Origin of the sequence: Bradyrhizobium sp. SZCCHNRI3052 (genome assembly GCF_032484895.1) — a bacterium.
GTDB lineage: Bacteria > Pseudomonadota > Alphaproteobacteria > Rhizobiales > Xanthobacteraceae > Bradyrhizobium.
This window is the reverse complement of record NZ_JAUETW010000005.1, coordinates 70,730-91,672: the sequence shown is the minus strand read 5'-3', so window position 1 is coordinate 91,672 and position 20,943 is coordinate 70,730. Positions and strand designations below refer to the sequence as shown.

The 20,943-nt window shown below is 67.3% G+C and carries 21 protein-coding genes; 11 read left to right on the top strand and 10 right to left on the bottom strand.

What is annotated here, in order from left to right:
• The first annotated feature begins 309 nt into the window (after positions 1–309).
• Positions 310–591 carry a hypothetical protein gene (locus tag QW887_RS16225; protein WP_316167143.1) on the top strand — a complete coding sequence of 94 codons (282 nt, stop codon included), beginning with the start codon at positions 310–312 and terminating at the stop codon, positions 589–591.
• 33 nt (positions 592–624) lie between these two features.
• Here QW887_RS16225 and arsB read toward each other — a convergent pair whose 3' ends face one another.
• From arsB to QW887_RS16205, 4 genes are all read right to left on the bottom strand, one after another.
• Complete coding sequence (gene arsB, locus QW887_RS16220; protein WP_315712719.1) at positions 625–1,653, bottom strand: ACR3 family arsenite efflux transporter; 1,029 nt, start codon at positions 1,651–1,653, stop codon at positions 625–627.
• A 4-nt stretch (positions 1,654–1,657) separates the two neighbouring features.
• Positions 1,658–2,185, bottom strand: coding sequence for an arsenate reductase ArsC (locus QW887_RS16215; protein ID WP_315753184.1), 528 nt, complete (start codon positions 2,183–2,185; stop codon positions 1,658–1,660).
• Positions 2,178–2,540 (bottom strand): metalloregulator ArsR/SmtB family transcription factor, encoded by a 363-nt coding sequence (locus QW887_RS16210; RefSeq protein WP_316167144.1) that lies wholly within the window; start codon positions 2,538–2,540, stop codon positions 2,178–2,180. The genes QW887_RS16215 and QW887_RS16210 overlap by 8 nt, the downstream gene beginning before the upstream one ends.
• 92 nt (positions 2,541–2,632) lie before the next feature.
• Positions 2,633–3,283 carry a Crp/Fnr family transcriptional regulator gene (locus QW887_RS16205; protein WP_316167145.1) on the bottom strand — a complete coding sequence of 217 codons (651 nt, stop codon included), beginning with the start codon at positions 3,281–3,283 and terminating at the stop codon, positions 2,633–2,635.
• Between the two features lie 78 nt (positions 3,284–3,361).
• Between QW887_RS16205 and QW887_RS16200 the strand changes: the two genes are divergently transcribed.
• The 5 genes from QW887_RS16200 to QW887_RS16180 all read left to right on the top strand — a co-directional run bounded on the left by QW887_RS16200 (position 3,362) and on the right by QW887_RS16180 (position 8,627).
• A complete protein-coding gene (locus QW887_RS16200; protein WP_316167147.1) occupies positions 3,362–3,841 on the top strand; it encodes a hypothetical protein in 480 nt (159 codons plus the stop codon).
• A gap of 103 nt (positions 3,842–3,944) precedes the next feature.
• Positions 3,945–4,262, top strand: a complete 318-nt coding sequence (locus QW887_RS16195) for a metalloregulator ArsR/SmtB family transcription factor (RefSeq protein ID WP_315712726.1) — start codon at positions 3,945–3,947, stop codon at positions 4,260–4,262.
• 48 nt (positions 4,263–4,310) lie between these two features.
• The gene (locus QW887_RS16190; protein WP_315753187.1) at positions 4,311–5,675 is read left to right on the top strand and encodes an NAD(P)-binding domain-containing protein; all 1,365 of its coding nucleotides are present in this window, start codon (positions 4,311–4,313) and stop codon (positions 5,673–5,675) included.
• A gap of 27 nt (positions 5,676–5,702) precedes the next feature.
• Positions 5,703–6,890 carry an MFS transporter gene (locus QW887_RS16185; RefSeq protein ID WP_316167148.1) on the top strand — a complete coding sequence of 396 codons (1,188 nt, stop codon included), beginning with the start codon at positions 5,703–5,705 and terminating at the stop codon, positions 6,888–6,890.
• 162 nt (positions 6,891–7,052) lie between these two features.
• Positions 7,053–8,627 carry an EAL domain-containing protein gene (locus tag QW887_RS16180; RefSeq protein WP_315828182.1) on the top strand — a complete coding sequence of 525 codons (1,575 nt, stop codon included), beginning with the start codon at positions 7,053–7,055 and terminating at the stop codon, positions 8,625–8,627.
• Between the two features lie 30 nt (positions 8,628–8,657).
• Here the strand turns inward: QW887_RS16180 and QW887_RS16175 are convergent, their stop codons facing one another.
• Complete coding sequence (locus tag QW887_RS16175; RefSeq protein ID WP_315828183.1) at positions 8,658–9,086, bottom strand: CHRD domain-containing protein; 429 nt, start codon at positions 9,084–9,086, stop codon at positions 8,658–8,660.
• A 189-nt stretch (positions 9,087–9,275) separates the two neighbouring features.
• On the opposite strand from QW887_RS16175, the gene QW887_RS16170 reads away from it, so the two are divergent.
• Entirely contained in the window at positions 9,276–9,932 is a 657-nt protein-coding gene (locus tag QW887_RS16170) for a TetR/AcrR family transcriptional regulator (RefSeq protein WP_315753189.1), read from the top strand.
• 2 nt (positions 9,933–9,934) lie between these two features.
• Here QW887_RS16170 and QW887_RS16165 read toward each other — a convergent pair whose 3' ends face one another.
• A complete protein-coding gene (locus QW887_RS16165) occupies positions 9,935–10,651 on the bottom strand; it encodes a GntR family transcriptional regulator (protein WP_315828184.1) in 717 nt (238 codons plus the stop codon).
• A 174-nt stretch (positions 10,652–10,825) separates the two neighbouring features.
• On the opposite strand from QW887_RS16165, the gene QW887_RS16160 reads away from it, so the two are divergent.
• From QW887_RS16160 to QW887_RS16145, 4 genes are read left to right on the top strand one after another with little or no spacing between them, the layout of a single operon-like run.
• Entirely contained in the window at positions 10,826–11,719 is an 894-nt protein-coding gene (locus QW887_RS16160; protein ID WP_315753191.1) for a VOC family protein, read from the top strand.
• Between the two features lie 31 nt (positions 11,720–11,750).
• The gene (locus QW887_RS16155) at positions 11,751–13,307 is read left to right on the top strand and encodes a bifunctional 3-(3-hydroxy-phenyl)propionate/3-hydroxycinnamic acid hydroxylase (protein WP_315753192.1); all 1,557 of its coding nucleotides are present in this window, start codon (positions 11,751–11,753) and stop codon (positions 13,305–13,307) included.
• A 27-nt stretch (positions 13,308–13,334) separates the two neighbouring features.
• Positions 13,335–14,657, top strand: coding sequence for an MFS transporter (locus QW887_RS16150; RefSeq protein WP_315753193.1), 1,323 nt, complete (start codon positions 13,335–13,337; stop codon positions 14,655–14,657).
• A gap of 9 nt (positions 14,658–14,666) precedes the next feature.
• Positions 14,667–15,518 carry a fumarylacetoacetate hydrolase family protein gene (locus QW887_RS16145; protein WP_316175796.1) on the top strand — a complete coding sequence of 284 codons (852 nt, stop codon included), beginning with the start codon at positions 14,667–14,669 and terminating at the stop codon, positions 15,516–15,518.
• Between the two features lie 122 nt (positions 15,519–15,640).
• Here QW887_RS16145 and QW887_RS16140 read toward each other — a convergent pair whose 3' ends face one another.
• From QW887_RS16140 to QW887_RS16125, 4 genes are all read right to left on the bottom strand, one after another.
• Positions 15,641–17,224: a DHA2 family efflux MFS transporter permease subunit gene (locus QW887_RS16140; RefSeq protein WP_315753195.1), complete on the bottom strand. Its 1,584-nt coding sequence runs from the start codon at positions 17,222–17,224 to the stop codon at positions 15,641–15,643.
• 12 nt (positions 17,225–17,236) lie between these two features.
• Entirely contained in the window at positions 17,237–18,502 is a 1,266-nt protein-coding gene (locus QW887_RS16135) for an HlyD family secretion protein (RefSeq protein ID WP_315753196.1), read from the bottom strand.
• A gap of 312 nt (positions 18,503–18,814) precedes the next feature.
• Positions 18,815–19,507, bottom strand: a complete 693-nt coding sequence (locus QW887_RS16130) for a YoaK family protein (RefSeq protein ID WP_315828186.1) — start codon at positions 19,505–19,507, stop codon at positions 18,815–18,817.
• Positions 19,508–19,526: 19 nt separating this feature from the next.
• Positions 19,527–20,942, bottom strand: a complete 1,416-nt coding sequence (locus QW887_RS16125; protein ID WP_316175797.1) for an alginate export family protein — start codon at positions 20,940–20,942, stop codon at positions 19,527–19,529.
• Position 20,943: the final 1 nt, after the last annotated feature.

Below are 20,943 nucleotides of genomic sequence, written 5' to 3'. Positions count from 1 at the left end.
GATCTTCAAAGCTCGTCGTGATTTGTTGCGCTCTCGCCACTGTGTTCGAATTGCGGAGGTCGACTTGCGGGGGTCGACTTGCGGAGCGTTCGCAAATGCTAAGGAGCTGGTGCGGATTTTAGTTTGAACTTCCGATGTCGGAATTGCGCTCAGGCCGATGCGGGGGTGGGAAATTCCAAGGGATCGGCATCCTGCCCGAGACAAGCTGACGTCTCGCTGACTCAACCTGACAGGATGCTGTCACGCTCGTTGCGACATCATCGCGTCCGGACGGAGCGAGCCGGGGGCGCGGTGAGTTCGGAGACGAGAATGCGTAAGACGATGACATTGGCAGCCGTGCTGGCGGGGCTGGGCGGCCTCTTGGCCATGTCACAAGCCAGCCGGAACGCAGCGCCCACGCTGGTGCCGGTGGCCCGTGCCGTTGACGGCGGTCTTGGAGCTGATCTTGGAGTTGGTCTTGGAGCTGGTCTTGGAGCCTACCCGCATCTTGCGGCGCTGCATGCGCGGGCCGAAGGCGAGCCGCTGAGCTACGAGCCGGCCCGCCGGGAGCGCGAAGGCGACGACGACGATCAGGACGAGTCGCGGCGGTGAGGCAAACCGGCTCTGCCGAAGCACTGACCGGAGCTAAGCCGGCAGTCCCGCTTCGTACCAGCGACGCGTCGCCCTGACGATGCGCACGACCGAGAGCATCACGGGGACTTCGACGAGAACCCCGACGACGGTCGCGAGCGCAGCCCCCGAGTCGAGCCCGAACAGGCTGATCGCGGCGGCAACCGCCAGTTCGAAGAAATTGCTGGCGCCGATCAAGGCGGCCGGAGCCGCGACGCACCAGGCCACGCCGAGCCGGCGGCTCAGCCAATAGGCGATCCCCGCGTTCAGATAGACCTGGATCAGGATCGGCACGGCCAGGATCGCGATGACGACCGGCTGCTTCAGGATCTGCTCGCCCTGGAAGCCGAACAGCAGCACGAGCGTACCGAGCAGCGCCACGAGCGAGACCGGTTGCAGTACCCGCAAGGTGCGCTCCAATGCCCCGTCCGTGCTACGCAGCAACGCCCGGCGCCAGAGTTGCGAGACGATGACCGGCACGACGATATAGAGCAGCACCGACAGCAGCAGGGTGGTCCAGGGCACCGAGATCGAGGCGACGCCGAGCAGCAGGCCCACCAGCGGCGCAAACAGGAACACCATGATGACGTCGTTGAGCGCGACCTGGCTCAGCGTGTAGTGCGGTTCGCCGTCGCACAGATTCGACCAGACGAACACCATCGCCGTGCACGGCGCCGCCGCCAGCAGGATCAGACCGGCCACGTAGGACGACAACTGGCCTGCGGGAAGCATCGGCGCGAACACGTGGCCGATGAAAACGCTGCCGAGCAGAGCCATCGAAAACGGCTTGATCGCCCAGTTCACGACCAGGGTGACGCCGATGCCCCGCCAATGCTCCTTCACGTTGCCGAGCGCCGCGAAATCGATCTTCAGCAGCATCGGAATGATCATCAGCCAGATCAGAGCCGCGACCGGCAGATTGACCCGCGCCACCTCCGCCGACGCGACAGCCGCGAACAGCCCCGGCATCAGATGGCCGAGACCGATGCCGACGATGATGCAGAGCAGGACCCAGACCGTCAGATAGCGCTCGAAGATCGTCATCGGATCAGGCCACGTCGGAGCGGAACGACGTTGCGCCCTCGCCCGTCCCGATCTCGCGCAGCCGCGTGCCCAGCGACATCGAATCGATGCGACCGAGCGGCAGATTGATGAAGGCGTCGATCCGGTTCTTCAGATAGCGGAAGGCGGTCGTGAACGCCGCGAGCTTCGCCAGCTCCGTGCCTTCGGCCGCCGCCGGATCCTCGATGCCCCAATGCGCAGTCATCGGCTGCCCCGGCCAGATCGGACACGCCTCGCCGGCGGCGTTGTCGCAGACCGTGAAGACGAAATCTATCGCCGGCGCGCCGGCGGCGGCGAACTCACTCCAGCTCTTCGAGCGCAGATCGTCGGTCGGATAGTCCATGCGCGCGAGCGTCTCGAGCGCCAACGGATGCACCGCGCCCTTCGGCGTGCTGCCGGCGGAAAAAGCGTGGAAGCGGCCCGCGCCGTCCTTGCGCAGGATCGACTCGGCCAGCACCGAGCGTGCCGAATTTCCGGTGCAGAGGAACAATACATTGTAGATGCGGTCAGACACGGCTCTTCTCCTTGCGCTTCGGCGGACAGCACGGGGTGAGACTTGCGATGACGGGCGCGCAGACCTCCGGCCGGCCGCCGCAGCAGTCCTGCAGCAGAAACAGCGCGACCTTCTGAAACTGCTTGAGATCGGCCCGGTAGACGATCGAGCGGCTGTGCCTGATCGAACTGACGAGGCCGGCGCGCGCCAGCACGGACAGATGCGCCGACAGCGTGTTCTGCGGCACCTCCAGCAGACGTGCGAGCTCGCCGGCCGGCAGACCGTCGGGCTCGTGCTGCACCAGGGTGCGAAAGGCCTGCAGGCGCGTCGGCTGCGCCAGCGCCGCCAAGGCCAGAACGGCTTGCTCGTTTTCCATATATCCAGAACTATCGATATGATGATCCGGCGTCAAGGCTGACGAGTTCGAATGGTCAGTGTCGACGATCGGGAGACGCGGCGCCCGAAGGCTCACCGCAAGCGCAGGCGGGTGCCATCGACGGTGAGCTCGCCGTCCCGTTCCATGCGTGCCAGCGCACGATAGAGCGCCTCATGGGTGACGCCGAGCTCGGCGGCCCAGTCCTTCTTCGACCGGCCGAGCTCGACCTCGACGCCCTCCCCCTCGGTCTCGATGAAATGCACGATCCGCTCGCGCGCCGTCTTCAGGCTGAGCCGCTCCGACTGCGCCCGGACCTTGCGCAACTCGCGGGCGAGATGATCGCACCATCGGTCCCCGATCTCGGGACGACGCAACGCTTCGGCGAAGGCCTTGCGGTCGATCGCGAGCAGCGCTGAGTCCTGTGTCGCGACGGCGTCGCAATGATACGTTGACTGATCGAGGCTGGCCTCGGCGAGAAAGCCCCGGCGGGCCCGCTGCAGGACGATGTCGTCGCCGGCGCGCGAGCGGCGCACCAGCCTCACCTCGCCGGTCAGCACGAAGAACATCGCCCGCGGCCGATCCCCCCGGCAGAACACCGTGCCCTGGCGCGGCACCTGGATGCGCCGGGTCTGCAACCGCGCGGCCGCGGGCAGCGCGGCGAGCAACGGCGACAGCCGTGCAAGAGCGCGCCAGTCGAGCGACGGGCGCGTGCCCTCGGGCGAGAGATGGAAGGTCCTCGGCATATGATCAGGATCATATGCGCCGCCCGGCTGCGCGGTCTAGGGAAGACGCCACCGCGTTCGCCCGAATGGGAGGTCCTCATGCGCCTGCGTCTCGCCGCCATCACGCTGGCCCTTGTTGCGTCCGCCGGCATCGCCACGGCGCAGCACCACGGCCATCACGACCACGGCAGCCATGGGGCGCTTCCGCCAGACCAGCGCGAGCGGGTGGCGTTTCCGCCCGATCTCGCCGAGCACACCCTCGCCAACATGCGCGACCATCTGCTGGCGCTGCAGCAGATCAACGACGCGCTTGCGGCGGGCGAGCCGGACAAGGCCGGCCAGATCGCCGAGCAACGCCTGGGCATGAGCTCGCTGCGGCTGCACGGCGCCGCCGAGGTCGCCGGGTTCATGCCCCAGGGCATGCAGGAGGCCGGCACCGCCATGCACAAAGCGGCGAGCCGCTTCGCCATCGAAGCGCAGAATGCGGGTGTGACCGGCGACCTCAAGCCGGCGCTGAAGGCGCTCGGCCAGACGATGGCGGCCTGCGTCGGCTGCCATGCCGGCTACCGGCTGCGATAGCGCGCCGGACAACCGACCGCGCGCGGCGCGCACTCATGGATATTTCCAATATTCTAGAAATATCGTTTGACTCCGGCGGGCCGCATGCCGCATCCTCCTCACCATGAAGCTCGATGACGCCGCTGCCCGCCTGGAAGCCCTCGGCAACACCACGCGCCTGAAGATCTACCGCGCGCTGGTGCGCGCCGGGCATGCCGGGATGCCGGTCGGCCGGCTGCAGGAGCGGCTGAAGGTCCCGGCCTCCACGCTGTCGCACCACGTCAAGACGCTGGTCGCGGTCGGGCTGATCTCGCAAATGCGCGAGGGCACGACGCTGGTCTGCCATGCCGAATACGACGTGATGCGCTCCCTGCTCGGCTTTCTCGTCTCAGAATGCTGCGTCGAGGAGCGCGACTGCGGCACCGCGAGGCCGGCGGCCTGATGATTTCGCCCTTTAATTCGATTATTCTAGAAGTATAGGAGGACGTACATGACGGACGCCAAGACTGTCGCTATCATCGGCGCCGGCCCGGTCGGGCTGGCGGCAGCGGCCCATGCGCTGGCGCGCGGCCTGACCCCGGTCGTGCTGGAAGCGGGTCCGGAAGCCGCGCACGCGGTGCGGCAATGGCAGCACGTCCAGTTGTTCTCGCCGTGGAAGTACAACATCGATAGCGCGGCGGCGCGGCTGCTCGCTGCGACGGGGTGGAATTCGCCCGAGCCCGAGGTCTATCCGACCGGGCGCGAGCTGATCGAATCCTATCTCGCGCCGCTGGCGACGCGCACTGCGCTGCGCGACGTCGTCAGGACCTCGCATCGCGTCACCGCGATCAGCCGGGCCGGCTTCGACAAGGCCACGTCGAAGGGACGCGCCGATGCGCCGTTCGAGATCCGCATCCACAACGGCAAGGGCGAGGCGGCGCTGCAGGCCGACGCCGTTATCGATGTCTCCGGTGCCTGGTTCTCGCCCAACCCTGCCGGCCATAGCGGACTGCCCGCGCTCGGCGAAGCCGCGCATGCGGCGCGCATCGCCTACGCGATGCCGGACGTCCGAGGCGCGCAGCGCAGCCGTTATGCTGGCAGGACGGTCGCGGTGCTCGGCGCCGGCCACTCGGCGATCGGCACCCTGATCGACCTGGCCGCATTGGCCGAGGTCGCGCCGGGCACGCAGGCGATCTGGCTGTTGCGCGGCGACGATCCCGCGAAGGCGTTCGGCGGCGGCAGCGCCGACCAGCTCGCCGCGCGCGGCGAACTCGGCCTGGCCTTCGCCGCGCTGGTACGTTCGGGCCGCATCCGGCTCGAGCCCGGCTTCGGCGTCACGGGGATCACCGATGAGGACGGCCGGTTGCGGATCGCCGCGGACGGCGACCGCCGCATCACCGCCGACGAGCTTATCGTCGCCACCGGCTTCCGCCCCGATCTGTCGCTGCTCGCGGAGCTGCGCCTGCGGCTCGATCCCGCGATCGAGGCTCCTGTTGCGCTCGCGCCATTGATCGATCCGAACGAGCATTCCTGCGGCACGGTGCGGCCGCATGGCGCGCGCGAGCTGGCGCAGGCCGACGAGCCCGGGTTCTATCTCGCCGGCATGAAGAGCTATGGCCGCGCGCCGAACTTCCTGATGATGACGGGCTATGAGCAGGTCCGTTCGATCACCGCCGACATCGCCGGGGACAAGGCCGCCGCGCATCGTGTCGAGTTGAAACTGCCGGAGACCGGCGTCTGCACCCGCGGCGGAGTGGAGAGCATTGCAGCCCTGCCCGGCTGCTGTGGCGGACCGGCGCCATCGGGCGTAGACAGTTGCTGTGCCGATGACGCCAAAGCCAAGCTGGCTGGCCGCAGCGGCTGCGGCTGCTCATGACGCCGAGCCAAGGAGAGGTCGACGGGAATGCAGGCAAGACGGCTGGGCGTGGTCATCGCTCTCGGCACCGCCCAGACGCTGGCCTGGGGATCGAGCTACTATCTTCCCGCCATCCTCGCCGACCCGATCGCCAGGGATCTCGGCCTGTCCAACAACTGGTTCTTCGCCGCCTTTTCCGCCTCGCTGATCATCTCCGGCCTGTTGGGTCCGCGCATCGGCCGCCAGATCGACCGCGTCGGCGGCCGCCAGGTGCTGTGCGCCTCCAACATCGTGCTGGCGATCGGGCTCGCACTGCTCGGCCTGTCGCATTCGCTGTGGGTGATGGCGCTGGCGTGGCTGTGGCTCGGCGTCGGCATGGGGCTCGGCCTCTATGACGCCGCGTTCGGCGCGCTCGGGCGCATCTACGGCAAGGACGCGCGCGGCGCGATCACCGGCATCACCCTGATCGCGGGCTTCGCCTCCACCGTCGGCTGGCCGCTGAGCACATGGGGGCTCGCGACGATCGGCTGGCGCGAGACCTGCTTCGCCTGGGCGATCGCGCATCTCGTCATCGGCCTGCCGCTCAATTTGTCGCTGCCGCGGGCGACCGTGATGGCGCCCGGCGATATCCCGACGGGCAAGCCCAACATCCCGCTCGACCGCCCGATGGTGCTGATCGCGTTCGCGATGGCGGCGGCCTGGACCGTGACCGCGGCGATGGCGGTGCATCTGCCGCGGCTGATGCAGGCGTTCGGCGCGACGCCCGCGCAAGCCTTGTTCGCCGGCATGATGATCGGGCCGGCGCAGGTCGCGGCGCGCGTGTTCGAGGCCGGCTTCCTCAGCCGCTTCCATCCGCTCGCCTCGGCGCGGCTCGCCTGCATCACCCATCCGATCGGCGCCGTGACGATCGGGCTGTTCGGCGGGGGCGCCGCGGCGGCGTTCGCGCTGCTGCACGGCTCCGGCAACGGCATCCTGACGATCGCTCGCGGCACCCTGCCGCTCGCCATCTTCGGCCCCGTCAACTACGCCTACCGGCTCGGCCTGATCGGGGCCCCGTCGCGGATCTGCCAGGCCTTCGCGCCGCTGCTGTTCGGCCTGCTGATCGATGGGCTCGGCCGCGGCGTACTGATCGTGTCGGCGAGCCTCAGCCTGTCGGCGCTCGCCGCCCTGATGCTGCTGCCGGCCGAGCGCGCCGAGACGGCGGTGCCGCTCGACACCACCGACAAGGCGGCTTGAGCCGGTAGCCCTTTCTTAACCAGCTTTCTGCGCCCACCGCTCACCGTGCCGCTGCGGACGGGCATCCATGAGCGCATATACGGAAAGTTGAAGGTTGGATTGAAGGATACCCGTGGTCATACGGGGGTCATTCACGACACGATGGCATTGCAGCGCAAACACATGCTTCGCGTCGGGGCGGTGGCCGCCTGCGTCGGGATCTTCCTGGCCGGCGCCGATTTCGCCGTGACCGCGCTGATCGGCAACCAGACCGCGCGGCAGCTCAGCGAGCTCAGCAAGGTGGCGCTGCGCCGCTCCGAGGCGGCCATCGACTCGGCCGGATCGATCCTGAACCGCCTGATCGCGAAAGGTCCGATGGACTGCAGCGCCGTCGCGCTGCAGGCGCTGCGCCTTCACGTCTATCAAGGCACCATCATCAAGGACATCCGCACCGTCGACCGCGACGGCGCGGTCGAGTGTGCGGCCTATTCCGAAACGCTCGAATTCGACAATGGCTGGGCGCGGCGCGACGAGATGTTCAAGTCCGCCGACGGCGAGCTGCGGCTGTTCCGCGTCGAGCAGTTCACCGGCGCCGCGTTCGGCGTGATGCGCGACATCGACGCGCAACGGTCTCTGGCTGCGATCCTGCGCATCGATGGCAACCTGCTGGACGTGATGCCGGTCGGCCTGCGCGCCGAGAGCAACGTCACCCTGACCCTGCCCGATGGCGAGCAGGTGGCCGGCTATCATCCCGATGCATCCGCCAAGTCTCCGGCGCAGACCGTCGCGTTCACCACCGTGTCCGACCGCTATCCGCTGCAGGCCACGATCCATGTGCGGCCGCAGAGCCTGAGCACCCGCGGCGACCTCGCTTATCTCCTGACCATGCTCGCCGCCGGCACGCTGGGCGGCATGTTCGGCCTGCTGCTGGCGAGCTATCTCAGCCGGCCGGTGGACCCGGTCGCCGAGCTCGACCGCGCGCTCGCGGCCAACGAGTTCAAGCCCTACGTACAGCCGACCTTCCGACTGAAGACCGGCGACATCGTCGGCTGCGAGATCCTGGCACGCTGGGAGAAGCCGGACGGCCGGCTGATCCCGCCGATGAGCTTCATCCCGCTCGCCGAGACCACCGGCCGCATCGAGAAGCTGACCTGGCAGCTTCTCAAGACCGCCTTGCGCGAACTGCAGCCGGAGATGAAGCAGGACAAGCTGTTCAAGCTGTCCGTCAACATCACCCCGCGCCATCTGCTCGGCGACCGCTTCATCGACGATCTGCGCAAGACGGTCGCGTCGTCGTCGGTCTCTACCCGCCAGGTCGTGCTCGAGGTCACCGAGCGCGAGGAGCTCGCCGATCTCGCCAAGGCGACTGATGTCGTAAGGGAGCTCAGCGAACTCGGCTTCCGCGTCGCGCTCGACGACGTCGGCATCGGCCATAGTGGCCTGTCCTATATCCAGCGGCTCGGCGCGCGCATCCTGAAGATCGACAAGTTCTTCGTTGACGCGATCACCCGCGACCAGTCCGCCATCGTGGTGGTGCAGATGCTGGTGGCGCTGGCGCGCGAGCTCGACATGTCCGTGGTCGCCGAGGGCATCGAGCATCAGGAGCAGGTCGATGCGCTGATCGCCTGCGGCGTCGAGGAAGGCCAGGGCTACCTGGTCGCGCCGCCGCTGTCGCTCGGCCGCTTCAAGCAGTTCCTCGACGTGCGCCGGGCCTCGGCCGTTCCCGGCCAGGCCGGCGAGCCGGAACTGGCCGCGTGACGGCGAGCCCGCGCGCGTCGGGCACGCGCCTCACTGCCGGGTCATCTGTCCGCGGATCTCGCCGCCCGGATTCGCCTGGGTGTGGACGTTGGCGTACCATTTGCCGGCCAGCAGATCGGCCGCCTGCGCATCGGTGATCACGGCGGAGCCCGTGATCGGCGGCTCCGGGCTCTTGAACGGCAGCACGATGCCGGCATTCTTGCCGGGCTCGCTGGGACCGTGGAAATGCGCGCCGATCGGCGGCCCGCTGAGGCCGGAGAAGGTGACCTTCCAGCTCAGCGTCTTGGTTGCGGTGTCGAAGCTCGCTTCGGCCGCGCCCGACGCGGCGGACGCGTTCGGCGGCACCTCGTTGGCGGCCTTGAGCTCGGACTTCAAGACGACGGTTTCGGCGCGAGCCATCGGCGCGGCCGCGACGCAGACGACGGCGAGCAACGCCAAATGAACGAATGTCCGTCCCATGATTTTCCTCCTAATTCGTTATGTGCAGTTTCAGTGTTCGAGACCCCACGGGCAAGCTGATATTCCGTGGAACGCATTAACACCCCAGGCATGAGCAGCGGCCCCGGCCGCGTTGATTGAACAATCCCGACCCCTGTGCCAAACAGGACGGGAACACAAAGGCCTCGAAAGAAAGCCATGGCGGATCGAATGGTTGCTTCCAGGACGGCGCGCGGCAAGGTGGGGCGGCCTCCGCTCGAACGTGCCGGCGAGGTCGAGGAGCGCATTCTCGACGCGGCAAAGACGGTGTTCCTCGCAAACGGCTTCGAAGGCGCGAGCGTCGACGAAATCGCGCAGACCGCGCGCGCCGGCAAGCCGACCATCTACGCGCGATTTCCCAGCAAGGCCGCGCTGTTCGCGGCCGTCATCGGCCGCCAGGCCGCGCGCAACACGCAGTATGAGAACCTGGTGCCGCAGGGCCGCACCTTCCGCGCCCGGCTGATCAGCCTCGGGCTCACCTTGATCGAGCGCGCCTTCGTCGAGGACACGATCGGCCTGATGCGCACCGCGATTGCGGAAAGTCCGCGCTTTCCCGAGCTGACGCTCGAGATCCAGGACACGGCGCGCAAGCGCGCCACCTGCAATGTGAGCCACGCGATCGGCGAGCTCGCGCGCGCCGAAGGTCTCGCCGGCAAGGGCGCGTTCTCGGCCGACCGCATCGAGGACAGCGCACGGATCTTCCTCGATCTCGTCGTGTTCGCCGTGCTGATCCGCAGCCTGCTCGGCGAGGACATGCGCGCCCTGAAGAAGGAAGCCCAGGCGCATGTCGAGAAGCGCGTCGACTTCTTCCTCGCCGCGACGACGTGATCCTAAATCTTTCTGTCCTTGCGCAGCTCCGGAAAGATCGTCTCGTCCTGCAGGATCACGTCCGCGGTGCGCTGATAGTGCGCCGTGAGCAGCGCAACCGCGCGTTCGGTGTCGGCGTCGAGCACGGCGTTCACGATGTCGGCGTGCTCGTCGCCGACGGGGCGTGACGGAAACGCCTTGCGGATCGACAGCCGGCGGTAGCGATAGAGCTGGTCGGCAAGCTGGCCGCAGAACGCGATCAGCGACTGCGAGCCGCAGTTCGAGATCAGGACCCGATGATAGATCCGGTGCAGCCTCTCCCACTCCGGATTGTCCTCGAACGTTGTCGCGCTGAGCGAGCGCGGCGCGCGGCTGAGCCGATGCTGCGCCAGCACCAGTTGCTCTTCCCAATCGGGCGTCGCCGCCGCCATCGACTCGCGCAGCGCCAGCGCCTCGACCCAGCAGCGCGTCTTGGTCAGCTCGGCGAGCTCGGCGCGGCTGATGTCCTTGACGTAGAAGCCGCGCTGCTCGCGCACCTCGACCAGTCCGTCGGCAGTCAGGCGGTTGAGCGCCTCGCGCAGCGGTGTCTGCCCGGTCTGATAGGTCTCGGTCAAAAACCGCATCTGCAGCTTGCGCGACGGCGCCAGCCGGCCGGACAGCAGGTCCTCGCGCAGCCGGTCATACACATGACTCGCCTGCGTCGACGGGCCCTGCCCCTCGGCCTCCAAAACCGCATCCACGCCCGATCTCCTCTGAATCAGACGACATGTATAGAGCGAGGCTGCAGAACATAAAATTTATAAATTCTGATTGATTTCGATTTTTTATGTAATAAAAGGGACGAGCCGGTTTCGCCGGCCAGGGACAGAAACGTCGCGCGTCCTCATCCGGGCATCGCGCAGGAGGACACGCTCATGACCCGGTTTCCGGTCACGGCTCTGCGCAGCGTCGATCTGGGCACGCCAGATCTCGCGCGTTCGGAAGCGTTCTATCGACAGACCTGGGGGCTGGAGCGCGTCGCGGAGGCCCACGGCATCGTCTACCTCCGTGCGACCGGCAGCGACCATCATGTCGTGGCGCTGCACCAGAGCGAGCGCACCGAGCTGCAGGCGGTGACTTTCCGCCTCGCCGAGTCCAGTGATTTCGATGCCGTCAGCCGCAACGCCATCCATGAAGGCGCGACGCTGATCGCAGCGCCGGCGCCGAACCCCGGCCCCGACGGCGGCGTGATCATGAGCCTGCGCGGCCCCGAAGGTGGCGTGCTGCGCTTCGTGCATGGCGACATCAGGCACGACGCCAGGCCGCCGCGGCCCGAGCTCCCGGAGCGGCTCGCCCACGTCAATCTCAACAGCACCGATGTCGATCGTTCGGCGGCCTTCTACGAGAGGGCGCTCGGCTTCCGCCTGACCGACCGCTCCGCGGCGATGGCCTTCGTTCGCTGCAATTCGGACCACCATGCCGTCGTGATCGCTGCGGCGAAGGTCAACGGGCTCAACCATGTCGCCTTCCTGATGCCGACCTGGGAAGGCGTGATGCGCGGTGCGGGCCGCATGATCGATGCCGGCCATCCGATTGCGTGGGGCGTCGGACGCCACGGCCCCGGCGACAATGTCTTCGCCTACTTCATCGATCCCGTCGGGACCGTGATCGAATACACCGCCGAGGTGCTGCAGGTCGACGACGACTACGTCGTGCGCGGGCCGGAGCATTGGGTCTGGCCGCCCGGCCGCACCGATCAATGGGGCATCGCTCCGCCCAAGGCCGAGCACGTCAAGTCCGCGCAGCTCGCGGTCGGCTACGCCGCCTGACTCGTTTTCCAACTCCAGAGTTTCCAGATCCATGTCCGCCACGTCAGATCACAAGCATTTCGAGGCCGTGATCGTCGGCTTCGGTCCGACCGGCGCCATCGCCGCGAGCCTGCTCGGCATGCAGGGCATCAAAACGCTCGCGATCGACCGCGCTGTCGAGATCTACGACAAGCCGCGCGCGATCGCGCTCGATCACGAGATCATGCGGCTGTTCGACAATCTCGGTATCGCCGAACAAGTCAGCCGGTACGTCGCGCCGTTCCCGGCGTCCGAGCATTTCGGCGCCCAAGGGCAGTTGATCCGCCGCATCGACATGGTAGGCCCGCCCTATCCCCTCGGCTACACGCCGAGCATGGTGTTCACCCAGCCGCCGGTCGAGCAGGTGATGCGCGATCGTGTCGGCCGCTGCCCATCCGTGACGATCGAGCTCGGCACGACGCTGGTCGACATCCGCCAGGACAGTTCTGCGGCGACGGTCGTGCTGAAGCGCGAGGACGGCACCACGCGCGAGGTCACCGCCGACTACGTGATCGCCTGCGACGGCGCCTCGAGCAGCGTGCGCCAGAAGCTCGGCATCAGCTTCGACGATCTCGATTTCGACGAGCCGTGGCTCGTGGTCGACCTCCTCGTCAACGACAGCGGCGTCGGCAAGCTGCCGAAGACAGCCGCTCAGTTCTGCAATCCGGCGCGGCCGACCACCTACATCATTGGTCCCGGCAACCATCGCCGCTTCGAGATCATGCTGCGGCCGGGCGAGGACCGACATGCGATGGAGCAGCCGGATCAGGTCTGGCAATTGCTCTCGCCCTGGCTCTCTCCGGACGATGGCGAGCTGTGGCGCGCGGCCAGCTATCGCTTCCATGCGCTGGTCTCACGCCGCTGGCGCCAGGGGCGCGTCCTGCTCGCCGGCGACGCCGCGCATCAGCAGCCGCCCTTCATCGGCCAGGGCATGTGCCAGGGCCTGCGCGATGCAGCCAATCTGTGCTGGAAGCTCGCGCGCGTGTTGCGCGGCCAATCGACCGCGGCGCTGCTCAACAGCTACGAGATCGAGCGCAGCACGCATGTGCGCGAGCTGACCACGCGCATCAAGGCGATCGGCCGCGTCATCTGCGAGCAGGATCCGGAGGCCGCAGCGGCGCGCGACGCGCGTATCCTTGCCGAAGGCGGCGGCGCGCCGCGCACCATCACCCGGCAGGAGATCGTGCCGCCGCTGACGCAGGGACTGCTCGCGACCAAGGCAAATGCGGCCAACGGCACGCTGTTTCCGCAGCCCTGGATCGTCGGCGACGGTGGGCGGGCCCTGCTCGATACCGTGGCCGGCACCGGATGGCGGCTCGTCCTCGACGGGCGGGGTGCGCTGAACTCGAGCGCGATCGACGCTGCCACCCGCGACGCCGGGATCAGTCTGATCGCCATCGGCGGTCACGGCCTGCACGAGGAGAGCGCCGTCGTTGCACGCTGGTTCGAACGCCACGGCTGCGGCGCCGCGCTGGTGCGACCCGACCATTATGTCTACGGCGTCGCGACGGACGCGCCAGGGCTCGCCGCGCTGCTGAGCGAGCTGAACGAACGACTGCACTCATCATAACAAGAGACTATCAAACGGGGAAACGCCATGACGACATCATCGGACACCGCTAGATCCAGTATGGGAGGACGCGCGATCGCCGTCCTCATCATGCTGTTCCTGTTCCAGACGCTGAACTTCTTCGACAAGCTGGTATTCGGCCTCTCGGCCGTGCCGATGATGAAGGAGCTGGGCTTGAGCCCGAAGGAGTTCGGGCTGATCGGCAGCAGCTTCTTCCTGCTGTTCTCGCTGTCGGGGATGGCGGTCGGCATGTTCGTCGTCGGCCGCTTCCCGGTGAAATGGCTGCTCCTGATCATGGCCGGCGTCTGGTCGGCGACGCAGATCCCGATCTTCTTCTCCGGCTCGATCGCCGTGCTGGTGATCTGCCGCATCATCCTCGGCGCCGGCGAAGGGCCTGGGCTGCCGACCGCGCTGCACGCCTGCTACAACTGGTTTCCCGCCGACCGGCGCAGCGTGCCGAGCGCCGTGGTGCTGCAGGGCATCAGCGTCGGCCTCTTGGCCGGCGGTCCGATCCTGACCTATGTCATCGTGAGCTATGGCTGGCGCACCGGCTTCCTGTTCTGCGGCCTGCTCGGGCTGGCCTGGATGCTCGGCTGGTTCTTCATCGGCGGCGAAGGACCCTACTCCGCCCATGCGCCGGAGGCTGCGGCGGCCAAGGACAAGGCGTTGCCGGCGCGCGTGCTGTGGGCCGATCCGACCGTGATCGGCGTCATCATCATGTCGACCGCGTCGTACTGGATCGTCGGCATGTCCGCGACCTGGCTGCCGCCCTATCTGCAGCTCGGGCTCGGCTACAAGCAGGTCGATGTCGGCTGGATCATCTCAGGGATCTATCTGTTCCAGTCGCCGCTGCTGCTCGGCGGCTCCTGGCTGACGCAAGTTCTGCAGCGCAAAGGCTTCAGCTTGCGTGCCTGCCTCGGCCACGCCTCCGGTCTCGCGCTGCTCGCCGCCGGCTGCGCACTGCTGTTGAGCATCGTCACCTCGGGCCCGCTGCAGCTCGCCTGTATCGCGATCGCCTTCGCCGCACCGAGCCTCACCACGATCTTCGGCCCCGTCGCGCTCGGCGCCGTGGCGCCGGCGATCCAGCGCGGCCGGCTCATCGTCGTGATCTATTCCGGCAACGCGGCATCCGCGCTGGTGTCGAATGCGCTCACCGGCTGGATCGTCGGCGAGGCCGGCGGCAACGCGCCGCTTGGTTACGCCCACGCCATGACCTTCACCGCCGGCGTGCTGATCGTTGGCGCCATCTCGGCCTTCGCGCTGATCTTCCCGGAGCGCACCATCGCGCGCTTCGCGAAATCGGCGCAAGAACCGGCTTCTCCCTCCGCCGTAGCGGCGGTTTCGACCTGAGGACATCGGATGAGATTTGCAAGCTTCACCATCGACAATGCGCCGACCTGGGGACTGGTCGAGGGCACTGACATCGCCGATCTCGGTGCTGTCCTGCGCGACCGCTTCCCGGATCTGAAATCGGCGATCGCAGCGGACGCGCTGAAGGAAGCGGCTGCAGCGGCCTCGGGCGCAAGGCGGTATCCGCTCTCGGCCATCAGCTTCGTGCCGGTGATTCCGAACCCGGACAAGATCCTCTGCATCGGCCTGAACTACGAGACGCACCGCAAGGAGACCGGCCGCTCCGAGGTCGAGAACCCCACGGTGTTCGGCCGCTTCGCCAACAGCCAGACCGGGCATCTCACCGACATCATCCGCCCGCGCGTCTCGACCGATCTCGATTTCGAGGGCGAACTCGCCATCGTCATCGGCAAGCCCGGCCGCTACATCCCGCGCAGCGAGGCTTGGCAGCACATCGCCGGCTATGCCTGTTACAACGAGGGCAGCGTGCGCGACTTCCAGCGCCACACCCACCAGTTCACGCCGGGGAAGAATTTTCCCGCGACCGGCGCGTTCGGCCCGTGGCTGGTCACGCCGGACGAGATCGACGATCTCGGTCCGCTGCGGCTGCAGACGCGGCTGAACGGCGAGGTGGTGCAGGACGCCACGATCAGCCAGATGATCTTCGATATCCCGCGCCAGATCGAATACTGCTCGTCGTTCACCCGGCTCGAGCCGGGCGACGTGATCGCCACGGGGACGCCGGGCGGCGTGGGGTCGCGCCGAACACCGCCGCTGTGGATGAAGCCGGGCGACGTGGTGGAGGTCGAGATCGACCGCATCGGGCTGTTGCGGAACGGCATCGCCGACGAGGCGGTGTAAGCGCCCCTGATGTTCTTGACCGTCATTCCGGGGCAGCCCGTCAGGGCTGAACCCGGAATCTCGAGATTCCGGGTTCGATGCTTGCCATCGCCCCGGAATGACAGCCGAACAACAGTGCCTACTCAATGCGCCATCGCCGGCCCGCCGCCGAGCTTGACCTTGCGGAGCGTCAGCGCCAGCGGAATCGCCGACAGCGAGATCAGCATCAGCGCCCAGTAGACGTCGACATAAGCGAGCAGCGACGACTGCATCTGCACGGTCTGGCCGATCCAGGCGAGCGCCTGCTGCTGCGCCTGGACCAGCGAGCTGCCATGCGCGGTGAAGTAATTGGTCACCTGGTGCAGCGTGTCCTGATAGGCCGGATTGGATGGAATCGCATTCTCCACCAGCCGGCTCTGGTGGAACTGCCCTCGATGCGCCAGGATGTTGGCGGCCAGCGACACGCCGATCGAGCCGCCGGTGTTGCGCGCGGCGTTGATCAGCGCCGAGGCCTGGTCGGTCTTCTCAGGCGGAATGCCGTTGTAGGACGCGGTCGTGATCGACAGGAAGATCAGCGGCAGGCCAATTCCGATCAGCATGCGGGATTCGGCGAAGAACCAGAAATCCACATTGGCGTAGACCCGGGTGAGGTCGTACATCGCGAACGCCACGACGGCCGCGCCCGTCATGATCATGTATTTCGGCTGCACCTTGCCCGAGAGGCGTCCGACGACGAACATCATCGCCATCGTGACGAGGCCGCCCGGCGACAGCACGAGGCCGGCCCAGGTCGCGGTGTAGCCGAAATCCTGCTGCACCATCTGCGGCAGCATCTGCGTGGTGCCGAGCAGGATCGCGCCGGTCGCCAGCATCACCAGGAAGCTGGCGCCGAACTGGCGCGACGCCAGCATGCGGACATCGACCGTCGGATTTTTCTGGTTCATCTCCCACGGGATCATGGCGATGAAGGCCGCGACGCAGACCGCGGCGGTCACCATGATGAATCGCGAGTCGAACCAGTCGTCCTCAAGGCCCCGGTCCAGCATCAGTTCGAGCGCGCCGAGAAATGTCGCGACCAGCACGAAGCCGACCACGTCAAAGCCATGCGCCTGCTTGCGCCGCTCGGCCGTGACCTCTTCTGGCTCCTTGAGGATGAGCCCGATCAGGATCATCGCGGCGACGCCGACGGGGCCGTTGATCAGGAAGCACCAGTGCCAGGAGACGTTGTCGGAGAGATAGCCGCCGAGCGTCGGACCGACGACGGGCGCGACCACGACGGCGACGCCGAACAGCGCGAACGCCTGGCCGCGCTTTTCCGGCGGGAAGGAGTCGGCGAGGATCGATTGCGCCACCGGCACCATGCCGCCGCCGCCGAGGCCCTGCATGATCCGGAACAGCAGCAGCACCTGCAGATTCCAGGCGAAGCCGCACAGCACCGAGCTCAAGGTGAACAGGCCGAGGCACAGCAGGAAGAAGGTCTTGCGGCCGAAGCGCTTGGCGAGATAGCTCGAGGCGGTCAGGATGATCGCGTTGGACACGAGATAGGTCGTCACCACCCAGGAGGATTCGTCCTGGCTGACGCCCATGCCGCCGGCGATATAGGGCAGTGCGACGTTGGCGATGGTGGTGTCCAGCACCTCCATGAAGGTCGCGAGCGCCACCAGCACCGCGATGATCCACGGACTGCCTGCGGATCGCGACGCGGCGAGAGGAGCAGCCTCACTCATGGCCGACCTCTCTCACAGCACGGCCTTCAGCCGCTCATAGAGCGACGGCTTGGGATCGACGCGAACGGTCGGCACCACCGACATGCCCGGGCCGAGCGCGACGTCCGTCGGCGGATCGTCCATGTCGATCTTGACCGGCACGCGCTGCACGATCTTGACGTAGTTGCCGGTCGCATTCTGCGGCGGCAGCAGCGAGAATGCCGGGCCCGAGCCGGACTGCACGCTCGCGACATGGCCGCGGATCTCGCGCTCCGGATAGGCATCGATCTCGAGGGTCACGGGCTGGCCGGGTCGCATCTCGTCGAGCTGGGTTTCCTTGAAATTGGCGGTCACCCAGACGTCATCGGGCACGAACATCGAAAGCGCCGTCCCTTGTGCCGCGAACTGACCATCGGCGGCGCTGAGATTGACAATGCGGCCGGACTGCGCCGCGGTCACGGTCGTGTACGACAGATTGAGCTGGGCCTGGTCGCGCTGGGCCTGCGCCTGAGCGAGATTGGCGTCGGCGCTCTCGTGCTGCGCCTTCAGCGACTCCAACTGGCGTTGCGCGACCGAGAGGTTGGCCTGCGCCGAGGTCAGCGCCGCCTTCTGCTGCTGGAGCTGCGATGTGTATTGCTGCTCGCTCTGCACCGTGCCGGAGCCGGTGCGGGCGAGGTCCTGATAGCGCTTGGCCTGCTGCTCTGCGAAGGTCAGCCCGGCCTGGGCCTGCTCGACCTGGGCCTGGCCCGCGGTGATCTGCGCCTGCTGCACGTCGATCTGCGCATCGATGTTGCGGATCGCCGCCTGCGCCGACTTCACCTGCGCATCGGCCTGCGCCAGCGCGGTCTTGTAGTCGCGATCGTCGATGCGCGCGATCACGTCGCCGGCCTTGACGTGCTGGTTGTCGGTGACCGGGACGGCGGTGATGTAGCCGGAGACTTTCGGCGCAATGGAGAACTGGCGGGCCGCGATGAAGGCGTCGTCGGTGGTCTCATAGTGACCGGCCGCATCGTAGTAGACGTAGCCGCCGGCGCCGACGGCGAGCAGCAGCACGAGACCCAGCGCTGCCCCGAGCGGATGCCGCCGGATCAGGCTCCTCCGGGACCCCTCCTGGCGCTCCCCGTGCTCCGTCGGCGGCGGGCCGGGCTCCGCCGCCGGCATCTTGGCCTCGACCTGCTGCCGAGGCTCGCCGGAGGCCCGCCCGCGCCATTGCTGCACGGCCCGATCGCGGGCCGAGACCGCCGGATCGTCGTTGGCCGCCGATGGGACCTCGGCCGACGACAGAGCTTGCCGTGTCATCACGTCTCCTTGAATAGAACGGAACCGTTTCGTTTCTAGAATTGGAGGTGAGGCAGGTGGGACGCAATGGCGAGCCGCGATGCGGACGGCTAAACTTTTCGTCATTGAAGGCCGCCGGCGCGCGTTCCGCTGCGCCTTCACCGCGGTCCGCCGTCAGCAACGTCAACTGCGTTCCGCCGCCGCGGTTGCAGTCTCACGTCATCGCGATGGCTCGATGAACTCGGGCAAATACAACACGCGCACGCGGCTGCCGCCGACGGCGCCGGCGCCGAACGTCCAGCCGGCGCGCGGCACCGGCGCCTGACGGCGTCCTCAGCGCGCCGGCTCCGGCCCGGCGAGGCGCACGCCGAGCGCCAGCGCGGCAATGACCGGCGGCACGACGAAGCACCAGCTGCCCAGCCGCACGAACAGCAGCGCGGCGGCGCCGCAGCCGAGCGCAAAGGCGAGCACGTTGATGGCCATCTGCATGAGCCGCGCCGGCGGCGACGCCTGGCCCTTGTCGCCGACATAGATCCTGTCGGCGAGGTCGATCATCACCTGCGTCGTGGTGCCGGTCATCAGGGTCGAGGGCGGCGAACTCGGCAGATGGATCCGGTGCACGGCATTCTGGATCGCCATCGCCGCGACCAGCACCATGCCGGTGATGATCGCCTCGCGGCTGTCGCCATTGTGGAACGGGCCGAAATGGATGGCGAGCACGGCGCCGAGGACGAGCAGCACCAGCTTGACGCCGATCAGGATCTCGAAGGCGCGTGACCACAGCCGGGACAGCAAGGTCCCGGTCAGCCGCGTCGCGATCACGACCACGCAGAACACCGGCAGCGCCAGCAGCTTGGCTATCGCGCCCGAGGTCCCGAGCGCCAGCGCCGCGCCAAACGTCACGAAGTTGCCGGTGACATGCGCCGTGAACAGGCCCTGCAGCGCCAGGAACCCGGCGGTGTCGACATAGCCGGCATTGACGCTGAGCAGCAGCGGCACCACGTTGCGGGACTCGAATTGCGACATGTCGTCCTACTTTCGTTGCTCAGAGCGCGTATTTCAATTCGACGCCAATGTAGTCGGAGTCATGGCCGCCGACGCGGCGCAGCGTATCGCCGATCTCATAGTGCACGGCTTCCAACGCTCCGGTGAGGTTGGCGTTGAAGCGATAGTCGGCGCGCAACTGCGCATAGACGCCGGACCACGAGCTGCCCTGCCCCGCGGTGCCGGCGACCGCGACATTGGGCTGGACGTAGATCGCGTCCGCATCGGTCGCGCGCCATTGCAGGCCGATCGCGGCCATGAATGACAGCGCGGCGGTCGGCTTCACCGTCAGCGACGGCTTGAGATGGATCAGGTTGGTGTAGCCGGTGAAGCCGGCCAGCGTGAAGTAATAGCCGTTCGGGAACAGCGGATTGAACGTCTCGACCCTGTTGTCGCCGGGATGGCGGTCGCCGGAGGCGCCGTCGAGCTGAAGGCCGATGCGCGGCTGCCAGGCGAGGTCGGCGAAAGTGTAGCCGGCGCGGGCGCCGGCGCCCCAGGCGCGGATCTGCTTCGCCCCGACCGAGCCCGCCTGCCCCATCGCCTCGAGATCCCAGTCGAAGCCCGCGAGCTTGCCGGCGAAGCGGATGTCCAGCACGTGGCGCTGCTCGAGGCCGGCTGCGTCGAGGAAACGCGCATTGTCGCGCTGATAGTAGGAATAATACGACGACAACTCGTTGGTGCCGAGCACCTGGCGCTCGACGCGGAAGGTGTGGAACAGGAACGATCCGTTCGACGTGTCGTCGAACGGACGCACCAGATTATATTGCACCGGCTGGCTGACGAAGCCGATGAAGCGCCATGGGCCGCTTTCCCAGTCGGCCCACAGCGCGTCGAAAGACTGGCGCACGTTCGGCCCGTCGCGCGACGACACGAAGCGCTGCAGGTCGAAGTCGAAATCCTGCCGCCCGACCCGGGCCTTGAACGTGCCGCTGTCCGTCGTATTGACATAGGCGAGGAAGGCGAGCCGGAGGTCGAGCGGGTCCTGGTCGACGGACGTGATCTTGGCCTTGCCGAAGGCATGGTCGTCCTCCAGCTGGACGAACAACTGCCAGTTCTCGTTGAGATGTGCGTCCGCATGGATCTGCAGCCGTTGCAGGACATGCTGATCGGGTTTCGTTCCACCGATGCCGAAGCTCGCGGCATCCAGGCTCTCGAACCGCTCGCGCAGGTTCATGCCGAACGAGACATAGCTCTGCGGCACGCCGGTGTGCAGCGGGATGTACTTGATGGGATCGAACGGCCCTGTGCGCAGCGCCGGATCGGCCAGCACCGACCAATCCTCCTGCCAGCGGTTGGTGCGGATGGCGGGACGTGTGGCGGTGTCCTCCGCGAGTGCCGCGCCGCATGACGCAGCGACCATCACAACCGCTGCCGCCGTCCCCGTCAGTGCCCAACCGATTCGCACGCGCGTCCTCATC